The following is a 15,318-nucleotide window of genomic DNA, read 5'->3' on the forward strand; positions in this document are numbered from 1 at the left end:
AACTGCGGTTATCGGTAATCCGAAAGATATCAGCGGCGTGCTAGCAGTACTCCCAGTACAAGACCTATTGCTGCGCCAATACCTACACCTTGCCAAGGTTTATCATGCACATAGTTATCTGCATTGCCAGCGACGTCGCGCGCATGTTGTTTTAAGCTGGTTGAACCACTAAAACGCGCACGTGCGTCACGTAAGACTCCCTCGGCATTTTGGCGCACCTTGGTAAGTTCCTCTTTCGTCTTCTCACCGGATGAGCGCAAGACCTCGTCGAGGGTATCTGCCAGAAGGGTCACGTCCTGATCGAGATCTCTTTCCACTTTTTCTGATTTCTTGAACATTTGACGCTCCATTTTGCTTGATGAACATTAAGCATAGACCATCAAGGCACGAGTCAATTAGCTTCAGGAGGAATCTGAACTAGGGCGTCAGGATGATAGGTGGATTTGCTGCAAGGAAATGAAATCGTGCAAATAACCCTCATTGCTGCTTTGTACATTTGGTTACTCAACGAAACCAATGACTCACGGAAAGGAAAATTTCATTCCTCTATGATTCTTCCAACGGCCCCAACGGGGGCTTTGCGAAACAAACTCTGAGGATTTGAAAATGAAAAAAGTATTAGCGCTGATCGTTGCTGCAACCATGGGTCTGTCTTCTGTTGCTTTCGCTGCTGAAACTACTGCGGCTGCAGCAACAACACCAGCTGCAACCAGCACTACTGCCGCTCCAACTGCAGAGAAAGCAGCGCCAGCAAAAGCCACTCATCATAAAAAACACAAAGCAACTAAACAAACGACTGAACAAAAAGCACAAGCTGCCAAAAAACACGAGAAAAAAGCCCCAGCACAAAAAGCACAGGCTGCTAAAAAACACGTGAAAAAAGCGCCAGCACAAAAAGCACAAGCGGCTAAAAAACATCATAAAGCCGCTAAGAAATCCGCAACAGCACCAGCAGCATAATCATGCCGAAAGGCGAACCATTGCGGTTCGCACAGCTAGCCAATCATAGACACCCGGTAAATACCGGGTGTCTTTTTTGTAGGCTAATCATCTTCAGCCAGAAAGTATATTGGCGTATTAATGCGGTGTAGACTATTCCGAAATAGTTGCTTTGAGCCAATAAATACGTGGTTTCCCTTATTTATTACGGTAAGGTCGCTCAATTGGAGTTAAAAAGAGGGGAAATAAATGTATTTACGGCCAGATGAAGTGGCTAGAGTCTTGGAGAATGCCGGCTTTGAGCGAGATTATACGGTTGATCAGGCATACGGGTATCGGAAAGCAGAGCATTACGTTTATGTGAATCGTGAAGCCCGCATGGGGAGGACTGCATTAATTATCCACCCGGCACAAAAAGATAAAAGTTTATTGTTTGCTACACCGACGGCAACACTGCGTATTAGTGATAAGTATGTTGAGTTTCCGCTTTATTTGGCGGGTGAAGCTGAAGATCGCTACGGTATTGCTCACGGTTTTAGTTCAAGAGAAATGTTATTGCGCTACCTGAACAGCATGTTCCAGTAAATTATCCCTGCCGCAATGAATTTCATCCGCCGTAGTGTCACCTTTAATGCAATACGGCGTCCGCTTCCTGATTAAAATGCAGATTATAATTGCGCCTAAATTGTGCCAATTCAAAGGCATCTATATCCAGCTCTGCAAAATAGAACAAGGCAGCTTCAGTGTGTTCAGTGGTTAACATCGGGGATATGTGTGAGCGAATGAGCGTATTTCGCCATTGTATGATGTTTTCGTCGGAAGAATCTTTGATAAAAGTTTGATAGATAAAGACCAAATATGCCGCTTTTCTGACATCTTCAGCGTAGCCATTGCTGGTGGAGCGAATAAACATTTGTGTTTGACGCGGCCCCATCTCTTGTAACATTGATTCAATATAAATGGGTTTTATCTTCAGCAAATTAGCCAGTGTATCCACGGCTTTGCGGGTATCTGACGTCAATACACGATAGCCCACAATAAAAACCACGATCAAAACAGCAATAATTATCCACGTCATGTAATGTTTTTTTGCGCCATAAAAGGTGAAATTGACAACGTAAAATTATCTGGCTGTTAAATCGCTGGTCTCGATAAAATCAACCCAATACTTACTGATTATCGCCACTAAAATTATCACTTTTGTTTTGCTGATTATCCAAATGGTGATTAAAAGCGGCAGCATCTTTCGCTAAAGCATCAAGATGCGCACCCAGCATTTTGATCTGCCTAACCAGCGAATGTTGCTCTGGCAAGGTATTTGCCGTGTTGAGTTTTCTCAGTAGCATATCATTTTGGGCTCGTAATGCTGTTTCCCGCGCTTTTGACTGCTCCAACTCATGTTGCAGTGCAGTATAACTTGCCTGCCATGTTTGGTGCTGTTTCTCAAAAGTAGACTGCAACTCACTCATTGCATTAAGAAACTTTACTTCAAGTTCACGCATTGTCATTACTGTTCCTTTACGACGGCTTCCGATTTTCAGTGGCAGTATAGCGAAATATGAGCATAACCTCACCTGCAAGAGTTTGTCATTCAATGACAATACAACGTGCCATTGAACGACGTCTTATCGTTGGTTTTATCATAATTTATACGTAATTTGTTTCCATCATTCATTAATACATGAAATAAATAAGCCTTGCTATTAATAGCTCAGCATGCGTTAATAGCATCATCGGTTTGTAGTACAGACCTATTTATGTAAGCCATTTAAGTAAAGCAGTTCCTAGTTAAAGCGATATTTTTTAGACATCACTTCTCCGACGAATTTCCTTCTTTAGTGCCCCCATAAGTAACTCTTGATAAACAGACCTCAATTACCACAAAATAATGAAGGAAATACCTCTATGTCTACTAAAATGACTGGTTTAGTAAAATGGTTTGATGCGGGTAAAGGTTTTGGTTTTATTTCTCCTGCTGACGGCAGCAAAGATGTTTTCGTACATTTCTCTGCCATCCAGGGTAATGACTACAAAACGCTTGATGAAGGCCAGAACGTTGAGTTCAGCATTGAGCAAGGCCAGAAAGGCCCTTCAGCAGTAAACGTAGTTGCACTGTAATTAATACTGCCGCAATTAATGTTTCACTGTGATTAAATCTGATTTCGGTTAGATTTTATGTTGGTTATAGTCATTAAAATAACCCGCAATCAGAAAACCTCGCTAAGGCGGGGTTTTTTATTTTCAAAAACCTCATGTATATTTTCTTTTGTATAGAATATCTGCTGCTAATTATATTTGAATTGCCGCCGATATACTGCCGGTGTAATACCCACAATTTGGTTAAATGCATTTCTAAATCCTTCTACCGTCTGAAACCCACAATATTCGGCTATCTCTGTAATATTCATCTGATCTCTTTCCAGCAATTCCTTTGCTTTATACATTCTTTCATGTTGCAGCCATATTTTGGGCGTTTGGCCGGTGCTGGCAGAAAAACGGCGCAGAAACGTTCTTTCACTGAGCGCCAGTTCAGCCGCCATTAGGCTAATGGTCCAGTTTTTTCTCAGATCCCCCCGAACTTGAGCCATTAGCTTTGCCATATCCCGATAAGGTTCTTTGGCGATGGGGGTCGGGATGAATTGTTGTTGCCCACCACGACGAAGCGGTGCCATTACTAACCTTTGAGCCACTTGATTGGCTATTTTGGCACCAAAATCACGGGTAATCAGATGTAAGCAGGCATCAATCCCAGCGCTGCTGCCCGCTGAGGTAATGATTTGCCCCTCATCGATATACAATACATTGGCATCGACATGAATGTCGGGGTAGCGCCGTGCCAGATAATCGGTATAACGCCAATGCGTAGTGGCACTTTTGCCTTGTAATAACCCCGCAGCCGCCAAGACAAAAACTCCGGAGCAGATAGAAACAATGCGCGTACCGCGTGCGACAGCTTGCTGCAATGCATGGATAAGTTCCTGCGAGGGTAGGGCATCGGGGCTGCGCCAGCCCGGGATGATGATGGTTTTTGCCTGTTCCAGCAGATTGATACCAGCATCAACTTGAATGTGCAGGCTACCATTGGCGGTCGAAATACTTTGATCTACGCCAACCACTTGGTGTTGATACCAAGGGAAATCAAACTCAGGGCGAGCTAGACCAAATATTTCCTGCGCAATACCAAACTCAAAGAGGCACAAACCATCATAAACCAGAGTGACAACCAGCCCTGGCTCTTGCTTTATGGCAAAGTTAGGAATTTTAGTGGCTGAATGATGCATTGGCGTATCTCAGTGGTTTATTGTCATTTCTGCCACTGTAATCGGCTAATACTATTTCATAAAGTGATGCTTCATAATATTTAATGGAGAAATCATATGAACAGTTTAGTCAGCCAAACCCCTGCAGCCCCTACTGAGCTAGCTTTGCAGCACTTTTCTCAGCGTTTGGCATTTGAAACGGATTGCTCGGACGTTTATACCAGCCAGCAGCTGGGGGTAATGGATTTTGTTTTAGTCGATGTACGTAATGAGGCTGCATTTGCGGCAGTACATGTACCGGGAGCCGTTAATATCCCTCATCGATTAATGGATGCAGCTCTACTTTCTCGCTATCCGGCAAAGACGTTATTTGTTGTTTACTGCGCAGGGCCGCATTGCAACGGTGTCCACCGTGCAGCAATAAACCTAAGCCAACATGGTTTTGCGGTGAAAGAGATGATAGGTGGGGTGACTGGTTGGCGCGACGAGGGACTGCCGTTGAATTATGCTAAAAATAGTCCTGACGGTAACGCCAATGATACGGTGAGTTGCGGTTGCCATATTTGAGCCTTTTCACCACGGACATAACAAGATTGCTTCCCAAGTGTTGATGATGACTCACGATAATTTTTAGCGCTCATTATGAATTAGCTGGTAGAGTATTGGCGGCTTCTATCATTACAGGAATTCTGTATGCGTTCTGTTTATCTGTGGGTCATTGTGCTGGCTGTCTGTATCACTGCGATTGTATCTCAGCTCAGTTTCTTTTTCATTGAACCTCAGTCGGCTGCTGATGAGGGGAAAGTGTTAGTGCTTAAGCGTACCCCTAAAATGGGTTTCATCGACAGCCCTCGTGGTTACTGTCAGCGCGAGTATCCGACTGAGGATGACTTTCGCTGCGAACCTCGTATTCTTCCTCAGATAATGGAAAGTACTTATACCCTTTATGAGTTGCCATTTAGCCCTTATTTTTACGATATGACGTATAAAACTTATCATTGAGTTAATAGTATCAATGATGAGCACTCCTATAGCACCGTGGCATACAAGATTTTAATATTGGACTATTGTTAAATAGCTTCATAAATTTAATATTTAAAATATAAAGGAGTTGGCTGTGAATTGGATGGAGGTCTTAGTCTCTGGGGGAATTGCGGCTGTTTTAGGGGGGATCACAGCCTCATTACGTAACAGAAATAAATTGGGTAAAATTGGTGCTGTTTTATGGGTTATTATTCCTATTATCATCGGGAATGTTATTTATTACCAATATAATAATCCTAACGGGTTCCGCAACAATGACCGCACCCAAATAGAGCAATCATTAGAGAGTTTCCCTGTCTTTCAAACACTCAAGCAACAAGAGCCAGCCCTTTATACTCAGTTGATCGATAATTTTATTAAATCGAGCAACGCAGGCCATTCTGAACAACAATTGATTGATGAAATGAAACAGTCTGTCGCTGAGTTAACTGTACAGAGAATTCAACGAGCGTCTGATGAAAATGTTATCGATTATATGAAAATCATCTTGGAAGAGTTACGTTATTATCAGGCCAATCATCGCAGTGAAAAACTTTGCTTTAAAGCATTGTATCCGCAAGTCAGTGGGGGGGTAAACACCACGAAAATTTTACCTAAAGAGTTGCAAGAGCGTGATCTTGACTCAGTTAATCGTCTGTTTCAAGCTTCTACAGGTGAGTTGATAACGCCGCAGAATCAAGAATATGAAAGCAAACTGGATAACATCGTACAGCAAATGCAGCAACAATATGGTGATGATTTGCAGATGTTCACTAATCTGACTAGCCCGAATGTAGATCGTGAAAAAGTTTGTGATATGGCGATTGATATGTATAGCGAGATATTGAAATTGCCACCAAATGATGCCGGGGCTATTTTACGTTCAATGTTGGGTGGTGAATAAAAAATAGCCTATTCCTGTTCGGTCATTAAAAATAATCCTATAGGCAGGAATGTCTACTGAATCACTCTCTTCTCCTTCTTATTATGATAAGTTTCAGTTAGCGATATTAATCTCTGGTTGGAACTTATCTTATTATTCTCTGTATGCTCTGGTTATTCGGATTAAAGAATAGCGATACAAGATTTAATAGTGAACGTGCTATTTTGATAAGTTACGTGAATAATGAGCTGACTAACTTATAGGTGATATCTCTCGATAACTAAGTACCAATAGGCTATTCATTGTGAATGAATAACCTGATAGGGCTTATGGCGAACATTTTAATTTAACTTTTTTGTCATATTTATAGATGTAGATCAATTTTATTTATTATCTATTTTATTTCTTGCTTGGTTTTTTTTGATTTCCCTCATCTAAAACTGATATTTGTCATATAAATGCTTTAAAACTCTGATAATCAGATGGAAAATTAGTCTTTAATGCTAAAGAACATGCACATTACCTACATTAATGTTTAGTGCTACGCTTAATTGCTTGTTGAATCTTTTTCTGACTGGCAATGATCTATATTCGCTAGCTAATTTATCAAAGGATGATTCATGTCTAAACGTTTATGGCTTCGAAATACCTTACTAACAGCCACCTTATTGAGTGCTTTTTCTGTTCCTGTCAGTGCTGCGACGCACACATTGCAACTGGCTATCGGTGATGAACCGACCGAAGGTTTTGACCCCATGTTAGGGTGGAGTCATGGTAGTTATTTACTGCTGCACAGCCCGCTGTTGAAACAAAATGAAGATCTAAGCTGGAACAACTTTTTGTTGAGTCAGTATAAAACCAGCGACGATGGCAAAACCTGGTTACTGACACTGAAACCTGACCTTAAATTCTCTGACGGTTCGCCACTGACCGCCAAAGATGTGGTGTTTACCTATAACAATGCGGCTGCCAGCGGCGGCAAAGTTGATATGGGCAACTTCCTCAAAGCTGAAGAAATCGATCCCCTTAATATTCGCATTCAACTGAAAGCCCCACAAAGTACGTTTGTGAACGTACTCGGTTCGCTGGGGATTGTTTCGGCGGATAAATACGATGCTAAGACTTATGCACAAAAACCTATTGGTGCTGGCCCCTATCGCTTAGTGAGCTTCCAACCGGGTCAACAAATGATAGTGGAAGCCAACCCGTATTATGCAGGCAATAAAAACGACTTTGATAAGCTCATTTTTGTTTTTCTTGATGAAGATAGCGCCTTTGCTGCTGCACAAAGTGGGCAGCTAGGCGTGGTTCGTATCCCACCATCGATGGCGGTAGGCCCGGTCAGTAATATGAAGCTATGGGTCAGACCGAGTGTGGAAAACCGTGGCATTGTTTTCCCGACCACACCGGCGGGTAAGAAAGATGCGCAAGGTAATCCAATTGGTAATGATGTCACCGCCGATGTTGCTATCCGTCGCGCGATTAATTATGCCATTAACCGCCAACTACTCGCCGACCAAATTATGGAAGGCCATGCTATCCCAGCCTATACCGGTGTACAGGGGTTGCCATGGAATAACCCAGACTCCGCCATCAAAGATGGTGATGTCGAAAAAGCCAAGGAGATATTGGAGCAGGCAGGCTGGAAAGTGAGCAGCAATGGCATCAGAGAGAAGAATGGTGTGCCTGCCAAAATCACACTTTGGTATACCAGCGGTGACACCACCCGGCGTGATTTAGCACAAGCGATGCGCCAGATGTTGAAGCCTATTGGTATTGACGTCGATTTGAAATCTGGGAGTTGGGAAACCGTCGAGCGCAATATGCACGCCAACCCGACACTGTTTGGCTGGGGCAGCCTTGACCCGATGGAGTTGTATCACCACTACAGCAGCAAGGCGGCTGGCGTTGAATACTATAACCCTGGCTACTATCAGAATCCTGTGGTTGATAAACATCTACAACAAGCGTTGGATGCCCCGACTTGGGAACAAGCCGTGCCATTCTGGCAGCAGGTGGATTGGGATGGCACCACTGGGGCGGGTATTCGTGGCGATGCGGCATGGGCATGGTTATTGAATGTTCAGCATACTTATCTGGCCAACAGTTGTGTTGATTTGGGTAAGGGAGCACCAGAGATCCACGGTTCCTGGTCGTTGCTGAACAGCCTTGATAGCTGGAAATGGACCTGTCAGTAATGAAGGGGGTTTCACTATTTGCTCTGCGTTTAGCCTGCCTGCTGCTGATCACTGCAGTAGGCACTTTTACGCTACTGAGTTTCTCCCCAGTTGACCCAATACGTGCCTATATCGGCAGTGAATTGCTCCATGTACCACCGGAGCAGTATCCGCTGATTGCTGCACGTTGGGGGCTGGATTTACCTTTATGGCAGCGTTTTCTGCATTGGTTTACCCAAGTCTTACAAGGCGACTTTGGCTATTCAATGCTATACAACGCACCGGTTTCACAGGTGATAGGCGAGCGTTTTGCGACCTCGTTCGCTTTGTTATTTTCGGCATGGTTATTCTCCGGCATTGTCGGATTATTGCTGGGATTGACGGCGGGGCGTTACCTTAATCGCTGGCCAGACCGAGTGATCTCAAGTCTGTCTTATTTGCTGGCATCATTGCCCACGTTCTGGATTGGTTTATTGCTGCTGTCATTATTTGCAGTGAAATTGAACTGGGCTCCGATTTGCTGTGCGTGGACACCAGGGAGTAACGCAGAGACCGCCAGTTGGAGCGACAAGCTGCACCATCTTATTTTGCCGATGCTTGCATTAGGCTTATTGGGCGTCGGTAATATTGCTTTGCATACTCGTGCCAAAGTCGCCGAGGTGATGAACAGTGAGTTTATTCGTTATGCACAAGCACAGGGTGACAAAGGTTGGTCGTTGGTCAACTTCCATATTTTACGCCATGCCATTACTCCTGCGCTGTGCTTACAATTTGCCTCTGTTGGCGAATTATTAGGTGGTTCCTTACTGGCCGAAAAAGTCTTTGCTTACCCCGGCTTGGGGCAAGCCACCATTGATGCCGGATTACACGGTGATATTCCGTTGTTGATGGGGATTGTGATGTTCTGCGCCATCTTGGTCTTTTGCGGTAATAGCATTGCCAATGCACTGCTACACCGCCTCAATCGGGGGGCTGCACGGCAATTATGACTTATAACCCAAACCGGGCTTTGTTCCGTCTTTTCGTTTCACTGGCACTATTGTCCATTTTAATCGTTTATGGGTGGGCCATATATTCTATTGAAATCCCAATGGATTTAATGGCGCGTCGCCAGCCACCGTCATTGTCATATTGGTTTGGTACTGACAGTTTAGGGCGTGATTTGTGGTTGCGCTGTTTTCAGGGCATGACCACCAGTTTACAAATTGGTTTGATTGCCGCTTTTGCCAGTGGCCTGTTGGCCATGCTGACGGCCAGCTTATGTGCAGTTAATAAAACACTGGATTATCTCATCCGAGGGCTTATCGACAGTATGTTGGCGTTACCGCACTTACTGCTGTTGGTATTGATTTGCTTTACATTAGGTGGGGGAAAACACGGTGTTATTCTGGCGGTGGCGTTAACTCATTGGCCAAAGTTGGCTTTGATTTTACGTGCTGAGATTTTACGTATTCGCGAGACAGATTATGTCATGTTGTCTCATCGGCTAGGTAATAGTAATTTTTACCGTTGGCGTCATCATCTGCTACCGTTATTACTGCCACAATGGATTGTTGGCACGCTATTAATGTTTCCCCATGCGGTGTTACACAGCGCGGCACTCAGTTTTTTGGGGTTTGGTTTGTCGCCTCATGAACCGTCACTGGGGATATTATTGGCCGATGCGTTACGCTATCTGAGCAGTGGCGCATGGTGGCTGGCCTTTTTCCCCGGTCTGATTTTGGTCAGTTTGGTACTGATATTTGACCAGTTTGCCCGATCGTTGCAACAACTCTGGGTGAGGATAGCCTGATGTTGAAATTTTCAAGGTTTGCCATTGATGTTGCCCATTATCGTTGGTTGGGGCGAAAAACGTGGCACCCTTTATTGAGCAATATTTCTCTGGAGGTGAATCCGGGGGAACTGGTCGCGCTAGTGGGTGGCAGTGGTGAAGGTAAAAGTTTGTTATTGCAAAGTGCGTTGGGTTTATTGCCGGAGAACATGCGCTGTCACGGCGAGATTATTCTTGATGGGGACGTCTTGTGTGCCCAAGACAAAATTGAGCGGCGTGGTAAAGCCTTATGTTATGTTCCTCAAGGCGTCAGTGCACTGAATCCCTTGATTAAAGTCGGGTCGCAAATGACGCGGGCGGCACAGTTGAGTGGCGTAAAACTGCGGCTGGAAGATGTTGCGATGCAATTGCAAACCTACAATCTTGCACCGGGTTTGGTGCATGATTTCCCGCGTCAACTCTCTGGTGGTATGGCAAAACGGGTGCTCACGAGTTGCGCTACCCTCACCAATGCTCGCTATATTTTGGCTGACGAAGTCACCTCATGGTTGGACGACGAACATGCCTGCCAGTTACTCACCCACTTGCGCGCTTTTTGCCAGCAGGGCCGCGGTATTTTATGGGTGACGCATGATCTGGCACTGGCGGCACGTTTTGCCGATAAAATTGCGGTGCTGCATAAAGGCGAATTACACGAAACACTGAGCGCCGATGAGCTGAAAAATAACGGCGGTAGCCCGTGGTTACAATCATTGTGGGCAGCATTGCCGGAACAACAATTTGTCAGCCAGCCGAGGCCTTTAACGGAGGTGGCGGAATATGTTTAGTGTTGACAGCCTAACGATTGTTCAGGGGGGGAAACGGCTGTGGGATTCGGTCTCATTTTCACTGACCCCAGGGGAGCGGCTAGGTATTTCAGCCCCCAGTGGTTTTGGTAAAACCACGTTGGGCCGTGTATTAGCGCAGTGGCAATCGGCGACATCGGGTCAAATTCGGGTCGGAGGGGCTTTGCTGGATAAAAAGGGGTATTGCCCTGTCCAACTGGTACCTCAGCACCCTGAACAAAGTTTTAATCCCTACCGAACAACCGGTGAAAGCCTACATGATGCCTGGCGACCAGATGCGCACTGGCTTGAGCGTATGGTGGTTAATCCTGATTGGTTAAAACGCCGACCTGATGAACTTTCTGGCGGAGAGTTAGCCCGTATTGCGCTGTTACGTGCACTGGACCCGCGAACTCGCTATTTGATTGCCGATGAAGTAACCGCACAATTGGATGCACATATTCAGGCCCAAGTCTGGCAGGTTTTATTGGAGGAGGCTGCTCGTCGTCCATTAGGGTTAATTGTTTTTAGTCACAATAAATCATTATTAGAAAAAGTGTGCTCGCGAATATGGATCCCCGAAAGGGAGAGTAAAAATACGCTGTACCCGCGACCCCAAGTTAAGCCTCACCTTGGTTTGGCTATGATAAAAACAGGGTGATTTGGATGAGGATTAATAGGTGTAACATTAAGTATTAATGATGAAATAATAATGTTTCGTGATAGTGACAGTTAGAAGATAATTGTTTTGTATTATGCGCCATTATAAGTTTATTGATTAAGATCATATTATTCTTAATTAATTATAATAGTACTCGGCCAGACAAAACGAATAATGATTAACATAGTGGTAAGATAAGTTTACATCAAAGAATAAAATACTGATAAATAGACATCGATAGTGAGGCTAAACGCCATTTTGAATGCCGATTATCTGTTTTAGTGTGTTTCTTATCCGAATTTTATCCGGTTAAATACCCTCGTAATTTGTATGGTTCCTCTCGCCCATCATGGCTTTTCTTACATAAAATCCCCAGTTGGAGAGGTCTTGAATACTTTATTTTTGACAAATAAAAACCCTCTCAAAATGTTAGTTAACATATTGATTTTTATCTAAAGTTAAAGACTATATTTAGGTGAAGTATAGCGCTTTATATTAAATTTTCAATTAAGGGTGAATTTTCTAGGTTTTGGTCTATATTGGTTAAAGGTGCATTTTTATAGCAACGTCTTGATTTATAGTTATCTATGCTGCAAAAAACGATACCGACATTTCGTTATAAATAAAGGGACTCTTTAGCTATGACACTAGCTATAAAAAGCAAACGATTAATCGGTCACTTCTTATATTTGCTACTGTGGATAAATGCAGTGGTGCATTTTCGTTTTAGTAAAAAAATATTAATAAACTTAGTTTTAGTATTGCTTGGGATAACTAAAAGCGGTAAAAAATACCTATCAAGAAAAATCATCATACAAATATAACGCTTTGTTTTCTACAGTTGTTGCCTGCGAGGTGGCGGGGAATTCATGCTGCTTTTAGCCGGTCACTCGACATTAAAAGCACAGGATAAATATTTAGCAGAAGATCGATGGTAATTAAAAAGTAAAAAAGAATTCGAATGAAGAATCTCTACAGGAGGATGCACTTAAATTCTGGAAGACTCTAATTAGCAGCATCAATGTCTATTTTTATCAGCAATAACAAGGGATAACCCTTTATAGGTAAGCGATAGAGCTTATAGGTTGTTTTTTACTCTCACTTTCTTAACCAGATACAGGAGGGCTTATGCAGCTCACCCCAAGAGAAGTTGAAAAGCTCATGATCTACACGCTGTCTGATGTGGCGCTCAAACGCAAAGCACGTGGCTTGAAACTCAATTATCCAGAAGCTGTTTCTATTATTACAGTGACTGCGATGGAAGGGGCCAGAGATGGCAAATCCGTAGAAGACGTCATGAAAGAGGCCAGTAAAGTTCTCACTAAGGATGATGTGATGGACGGGGTGGCTGATCTGATTCCCAATGTTCAGGTTGAAGCAATTTTTACTGACGGTAGCCGCTTGGTCACGGTGCACGATCCCATTAAATAAGTGATGGCAACATGCGAGTAAAACCTGAATTAAATATTGCAGAGGATTAAAGCATGAGCGCAAAAAAAGGTACTAGCACTACAGGCACTACAGGCACTAAAGGCATTGATACTAAAGGCACAACGGAAAAGAATACGCCCCTTGGTGGTTGCATTTTAGCTGATGAGCCGATCACCTTTAATGAGAATAAACCCGTGACCAAAGTGAAGGTTCGCAACACGGGTGACCGCCCAATCCAAGTCGGTTCTCATTTTCACTTCTTTGAAGCTAACCGCGCACTTGAATTTGATCGTACCGCGGCTTATGGCAAAAGACTGAATATCTCTTCAACAACCGCAATCCGTTTTGAACCCGGTGATGAAACTGAAGTTTCGCTAATTCCTTTCGGTGGTAAGCAAACACTGTATGGCTTTAATAACCTGGTGGATGGCTGGACCGGTGAAGGTGTGGTTCCTAATAGTGAGCGCCCGGATAAGCTAGAAGCTATCCGCCGTGCGGCTGCACGTGGTTTCAAATCATCATCTAAATAACACCTTATCTCAATGAAACATCATCGAAATTCGCATACGTGTAATTAGGCAACCCATTACACGCACCGGAAAAAGAAAGGAGCGACAGATGCCTCAAATTTCTCGGCAAGAATACGCGGGTCTATTTGGCCCAACGACTGGCGATAAAATACGTTTGGGTGATACCAATCTGTTTATCGAAATCGAAAAAGACCTGCGTGGATATGGTGAAGAGTCAGTTTACGGTGGCGGTAAGTCACTGCGTGACGGGATGGGGGCGAACAACCATCTGACCCGCGATAACGGTGTACTGGATTTAGTGATAACCAACGTCACGATTGTTGATGCCCGTTTAGGGGTGATTAAAGCTGACGTCGGTATTCGTGATGGCAAAATTGCCGGCATCGGCAAAAGTGGTAACCCTGGTGTGATGGATGGCGTGACTCCGGGTATGGTGGTAGGGGTCAGTACCGATGCTATTTCAGGCGAGCATTTGATTCTCACCGCAGCGGGCATCGATTCCCATATCCATTTAATCTCTCCACAACAGGCTTATCATGCCTTGTCCAACGGTGTAACAACCTTCTTCGGCGGTGGTATTGGCCCAACCGATGGGACTAACGGCACAACGGTAACACCTGGCCCATGGAATATTCGCCAAATGCTGCGTTCTGTCGAAGGCTTGCCAGTTAACGTGGGTATTTTGGGTAAAGGGAACTCTTACGGACGTGGTCCTCTATTGGAGCAAGCCATTGCCGGTGTTGTGGGCTTTAAAGTCCATGAGGACTGGGGTGCGACGGCCAATGCCCTGCGTCATTCACTGAGAATGGCGGATGAAATGGATATTCAGGTGTCCGTGCATACCGACAGTTTGAACGAATGCGGCTATGTGGAAGATACCATTGATGCGTTTGAAGGCCGCACTATTCATACCTTCCATACCGAAGGTGCGGGTGGGGGGCATGCGCCGGATATTATCCGCGTAGCCAGCCAGCCTAACGTACTGCCAAGTTCAACCAACCCAACTCTGCCATACGGTATCAATAGTCAGGCTGAACTGTTTGACATGATCATGGTGTGTCATAACCTCAACCCGAATGTGCCAGCCGACGTCTCCTTCGCTGAAAGCCGTGTACGTCCGGAAACCATCGCCGCAGAAAACGTGCTGCACGATATGGGGGTTATTTCCATGTTCTCCAGTGACTCACAGGCCATGGGGCGTGTTGGGGAAAACTGGTTACGCGTTATGCAAACAGCCAATGCGATGAAAGCATCACGTGGCAAATTGCCAGAAGATGCTGCGGGTAACGATAACTTCCGTGTACTGCGCTACGTAGCGAAAATCACCATTAACCCAGCTATTGCACAAGGTGTCAGTCATGTTATTGGCTCCGTCGAAGTGGGCAAAATGGCCGATTTGGTGTTGTGGGATCCGCGCTTCTTTGGTGCCAAACCTAAACTGGTTATCAAAGGCGGCATGATCAACTGGGCTGCGATGGGTGACCCTAACGCATCACTGCCAACCCCACAACCGGTGTTCTATCGTCCAATGTTTGGGGCAATGGGGAAAACCCTGCAAGACACTTGCGTCACCTTCGTTTCTCAAGCGGCACTTGATGATGGTGTGAAAGAGAAAGCGGGGCTAGACCGTCAGGTTATTGCGGTTAAAAACTGCCGTACCATTTCTAAACATGACTTGGTGCGTAATGACCAAACACCAAACATTGAAGTGGACCCTGAAACCTTTGCGGTGAAAGTGGATGGCGTGCATGCCACCTGTGAGCCTATTGATACAGCGTCAATGAACCAGCGCTACTTCTTTGGCTGATGGATGAGTCTG

General features: G+C 44.6%; 18 protein-coding genes. 14 read left to right on the top strand and 4 right to left on the bottom strand.

The genetic code is table 11. The features are described from left to right. Nucleotides 1-29: 29 nt before the first annotated feature. Nucleotides 30-338 carry a DUF883 family protein gene (locus HUZ92_RS19705; RefSeq protein WP_050100900.1) on the bottom strand — a complete coding sequence of 103 codons (309 nt, stop codon included), beginning with the start codon at nt 336-338 and terminating at the stop codon, nt 30-32. Between the two features lie 268 nt (nt 339-606). Between HUZ92_RS19705 and asr the strand changes: the two genes are divergently transcribed. Both asr and HUZ92_RS19715 read left to right on the top strand, forming a co-directional pair. Further along, nucleotides 607-960 (top strand): acid resistance repetitive basic protein Asr, encoded by a 354-nt coding sequence (gene asr, locus HUZ92_RS19710; protein ID WP_050100899.1) that lies wholly within the window; start codon nt 607-609, stop codon nt 958-960. 228 nt (nt 961-1,188) lie between these two features. Continuing rightward, nucleotides 1,189-1,524 carry a DUF2002 family protein gene (locus tag HUZ92_RS19715; RefSeq protein WP_050100898.1) on the top strand — a complete coding sequence of 112 codons (336 nt, stop codon included), beginning with the start codon at nt 1,189-1,191 and terminating at the stop codon, nt 1,522-1,524. A gap of 43 nt (nt 1,525-1,567) precedes the next feature. Here HUZ92_RS19715 and HUZ92_RS19720 read toward each other — a convergent pair whose 3' ends face one another. Next, nucleotides 1,568-2,017 (bottom strand): DUF1198 domain-containing protein, encoded by a 450-nt coding sequence (locus HUZ92_RS19720; protein WP_050100897.1) that lies wholly within the window; start codon nt 2,015-2,017, stop codon nt 1,568-1,570. Nucleotides 2,018-2,108: 91 nt separating this feature from the next. Next, nucleotides 2,109-2,447, bottom strand: coding sequence for an MbeD/MobD family mobilization/exclusion protein (locus tag HUZ92_RS19725; RefSeq protein ID WP_050100896.1), 339 nt, complete (start codon nt 2,445-2,447; stop codon nt 2,109-2,111). 397 nt (nt 2,448-2,844) lie between these two features. Between HUZ92_RS19725 and cspE the strand changes: the two genes are divergently transcribed. Further along, nucleotides 2,845-3,057, top strand: a complete 213-nt coding sequence (gene cspE, locus HUZ92_RS19730; protein WP_042547968.1) for a transcription antiterminator/RNA stability regulator CspE — start codon at nt 2,845-2,847, stop codon at nt 3,055-3,057. A 167-nt stretch (nt 3,058-3,224) separates the two neighbouring features. Here the strand turns inward: cspE and ftrA are convergent, their stop codons facing one another. Continuing rightward, entirely contained in the window at nt 3,225-4,220 is a 996-nt protein-coding gene (gene ftrA, locus HUZ92_RS19735; protein WP_050100895.1) for a transcriptional regulator FtrA, read from the bottom strand. Between the two features lie 96 nt (nt 4,221-4,316). Here ftrA and HUZ92_RS19740 point away from each other — a divergent pair, with 96 nt between their 5' ends. From HUZ92_RS19740 to HUZ92_RS19790, 11 genes are all read left to right on the top strand, one after another. Next, a complete protein-coding gene (locus tag HUZ92_RS19740) occupies nt 4,317-4,766 on the top strand; it encodes a rhodanese-like domain-containing protein (protein WP_050100894.1) in 450 nt (149 codons plus the stop codon). Between the two features lie 126 nt (nt 4,767-4,892). Further along, the gene (locus tag HUZ92_RS19745; protein WP_050100893.1) at nt 4,893-5,201 is read left to right on the top strand and encodes a hypothetical protein; all 309 of its coding nucleotides are present in this window, start codon (nt 4,893-4,895) and stop codon (nt 5,199-5,201) included. A gap of 115 nt (nt 5,202-5,316) precedes the next feature. Further along, nucleotides 5,317-6,126: a hypothetical protein gene (locus tag HUZ92_RS19750; RefSeq protein WP_050100892.1), complete on the top strand. Its 810-nt coding sequence runs from the start codon at nt 5,317-5,319 to the stop codon at nt 6,124-6,126. A gap of 599 nt (nt 6,127-6,725) precedes the next feature. Further along, nucleotides 6,726-8,303, top strand: a complete 1,578-nt coding sequence (locus HUZ92_RS19755; protein WP_050141224.1) for an ABC transporter substrate-binding protein — start codon at nt 6,726-6,728, stop codon at nt 8,301-8,303. Beyond that, nucleotides 8,303-9,271: an ABC transporter permease gene (locus HUZ92_RS19760; protein ID WP_072086698.1), complete on the top strand. Its 969-nt coding sequence runs from the start codon at nt 8,303-8,305 to the stop codon at nt 9,269-9,271. Before HUZ92_RS19755 ends, HUZ92_RS19760 begins: the two co-directional genes overlap by 1 nt. Next, complete coding sequence (locus tag HUZ92_RS19765) at nt 9,268-10,074, top strand: ABC transporter permease (RefSeq protein ID WP_050100889.1); 807 nt, start codon at nt 9,268-9,270, stop codon at nt 10,072-10,074. The genes HUZ92_RS19760 and HUZ92_RS19765 overlap by 4 nt, the downstream gene beginning before the upstream one ends. Continuing rightward, a complete protein-coding gene (locus tag HUZ92_RS19770) occupies nt 10,074-10,880 on the top strand; it encodes an ATP-binding cassette domain-containing protein (RefSeq protein ID WP_050100888.1) in 807 nt (268 codons plus the stop codon). Before HUZ92_RS19765 ends, HUZ92_RS19770 begins: the two co-directional genes overlap by 1 nt. After that, nucleotides 10,873-11,538, top strand: a complete 666-nt coding sequence (locus HUZ92_RS19775) for an ATP-binding cassette domain-containing protein (RefSeq protein ID WP_050100887.1) — start codon at nt 10,873-10,875, stop codon at nt 11,536-11,538. The genes HUZ92_RS19770 and HUZ92_RS19775 overlap by 8 nt, the downstream gene beginning before the upstream one ends. A gap of 1,128 nt (nt 11,539-12,666) precedes the next feature. Then, a complete protein-coding gene (locus HUZ92_RS19780; protein ID WP_050100886.1) occupies nt 12,667-12,969 on the top strand; it encodes an urease subunit gamma in 303 nt (100 codons plus the stop codon). Nucleotides 12,970-13,022: 53 nt separating this feature from the next. Continuing rightward, nucleotides 13,023-13,499 carry an urease subunit beta gene (gene ureB / locus HUZ92_RS19785; RefSeq protein WP_050100885.1) on the top strand — a complete coding sequence of 159 codons (477 nt, stop codon included), beginning with the start codon at nt 13,023-13,025 and terminating at the stop codon, nt 13,497-13,499. An 88-nt stretch (nt 13,500-13,587) separates the two neighbouring features. Beyond that, a complete protein-coding gene (locus HUZ92_RS19790; RefSeq protein ID WP_050295827.1) occupies nt 13,588-15,306 on the top strand; it encodes an urease subunit alpha in 1,719 nt (572 codons plus the stop codon). Nucleotides 15,307-15,318: the final 12 nt, after the last annotated feature.

It is taken from the genome of Yersinia vastinensis (assembly GCF_902726565.1).
In the GTDB taxonomy this organism is placed as follows: domain Bacteria; phylum Pseudomonadota; class Gammaproteobacteria; order Enterobacterales; family Enterobacteriaceae; genus Yersinia; species Yersinia vastinensis.

What these genes read in the sequence shown, in the direction of transcription:
- HUZ92_RS19705 (WP_050100900.1), bottom strand. Translation starts at nt 338, where the DNA reads ATGTTCAAGAAATCAGAAAAAGTGGAAAGAGATCTCGATCAGGACGTG.
- asr (WP_050100899.1), top strand. Translation starts at nt 607, where the DNA reads ATGAAAAAAGTATTAGCGCTGATCGTTGCTGCAACCATGGGTCTGTCT.
- HUZ92_RS19715 (WP_050100898.1), top strand. Translation starts at nt 1,189, where the DNA reads ATGTATTTACGGCCAGATGAAGTGGCTAGAGTCTTGGAGAATGCCGGC.
- HUZ92_RS19720 (WP_050100897.1), bottom strand. Translation starts at nt 2,017, where the DNA reads ATGACGTGGATAATTATTGCTGTTTTGATCGTGGTTTTTATTGTGGGC.
- HUZ92_RS19725 (WP_050100896.1), bottom strand. Translation starts at nt 2,447, where the DNA reads ATGACAATGCGTGAACTTGAAGTAAAGTTTCTTAATGCAATGAGTGAG.
- cspE (WP_042547968.1), top strand. Translation starts at nt 2,845, where the DNA reads ATGTCTACTAAAATGACTGGTTTAGTAAAATGGTTTGATGCGGGTAAA.
- ftrA (WP_050100895.1), bottom strand. Translation starts at nt 4,220, where the DNA reads ATGCATCATTCAGCCACTAAAATTCCTAACTTTGCCATAAAGCAAGAG.
- HUZ92_RS19740 (WP_050100894.1), top strand. Translation starts at nt 4,317, where the DNA reads ATGAACAGTTTAGTCAGCCAAACCCCTGCAGCCCCTACTGAGCTAGCT.
- HUZ92_RS19745 (WP_050100893.1), top strand. Translation starts at nt 4,893, where the DNA reads ATGCGTTCTGTTTATCTGTGGGTCATTGTGCTGGCTGTCTGTATCACT.
- HUZ92_RS19755 (WP_050141224.1), top strand. Translation starts at nt 6,726, where the DNA reads ATGTCTAAACGTTTATGGCTTCGAAATACCTTACTAACAGCCACCTTA.
- HUZ92_RS19760 (WP_072086698.1), top strand. Translation starts at nt 8,303, where the DNA reads ATGAAGGGGGTTTCACTATTTGCTCTGCGTTTAGCCTGCCTGCTGCTG.
- HUZ92_RS19765 (WP_050100889.1), top strand. Translation starts at nt 9,268, where the DNA reads ATGACTTATAACCCAAACCGGGCTTTGTTCCGTCTTTTCGTTTCACTG.
- HUZ92_RS19770 (WP_050100888.1), top strand. Translation starts at nt 10,074, where the DNA reads ATGTTGAAATTTTCAAGGTTTGCCATTGATGTTGCCCATTATCGTTGG.
- HUZ92_RS19775 (WP_050100887.1), top strand. Translation starts at nt 10,873, where the DNA reads ATGTTTAGTGTTGACAGCCTAACGATTGTTCAGGGGGGGAAACGGCTG.
- HUZ92_RS19780 (WP_050100886.1), top strand. Translation starts at nt 12,667, where the DNA reads ATGCAGCTCACCCCAAGAGAAGTTGAAAAGCTCATGATCTACACGCTG.
- ureB (WP_050100885.1), top strand. Translation starts at nt 13,023, where the DNA reads ATGAGCGCAAAAAAAGGTACTAGCACTACAGGCACTACAGGCACTAAA.
- HUZ92_RS19790 (WP_050295827.1), top strand. Translation starts at nt 13,588, where the DNA reads ATGCCTCAAATTTCTCGGCAAGAATACGCGGGTCTATTTGGCCCAACG.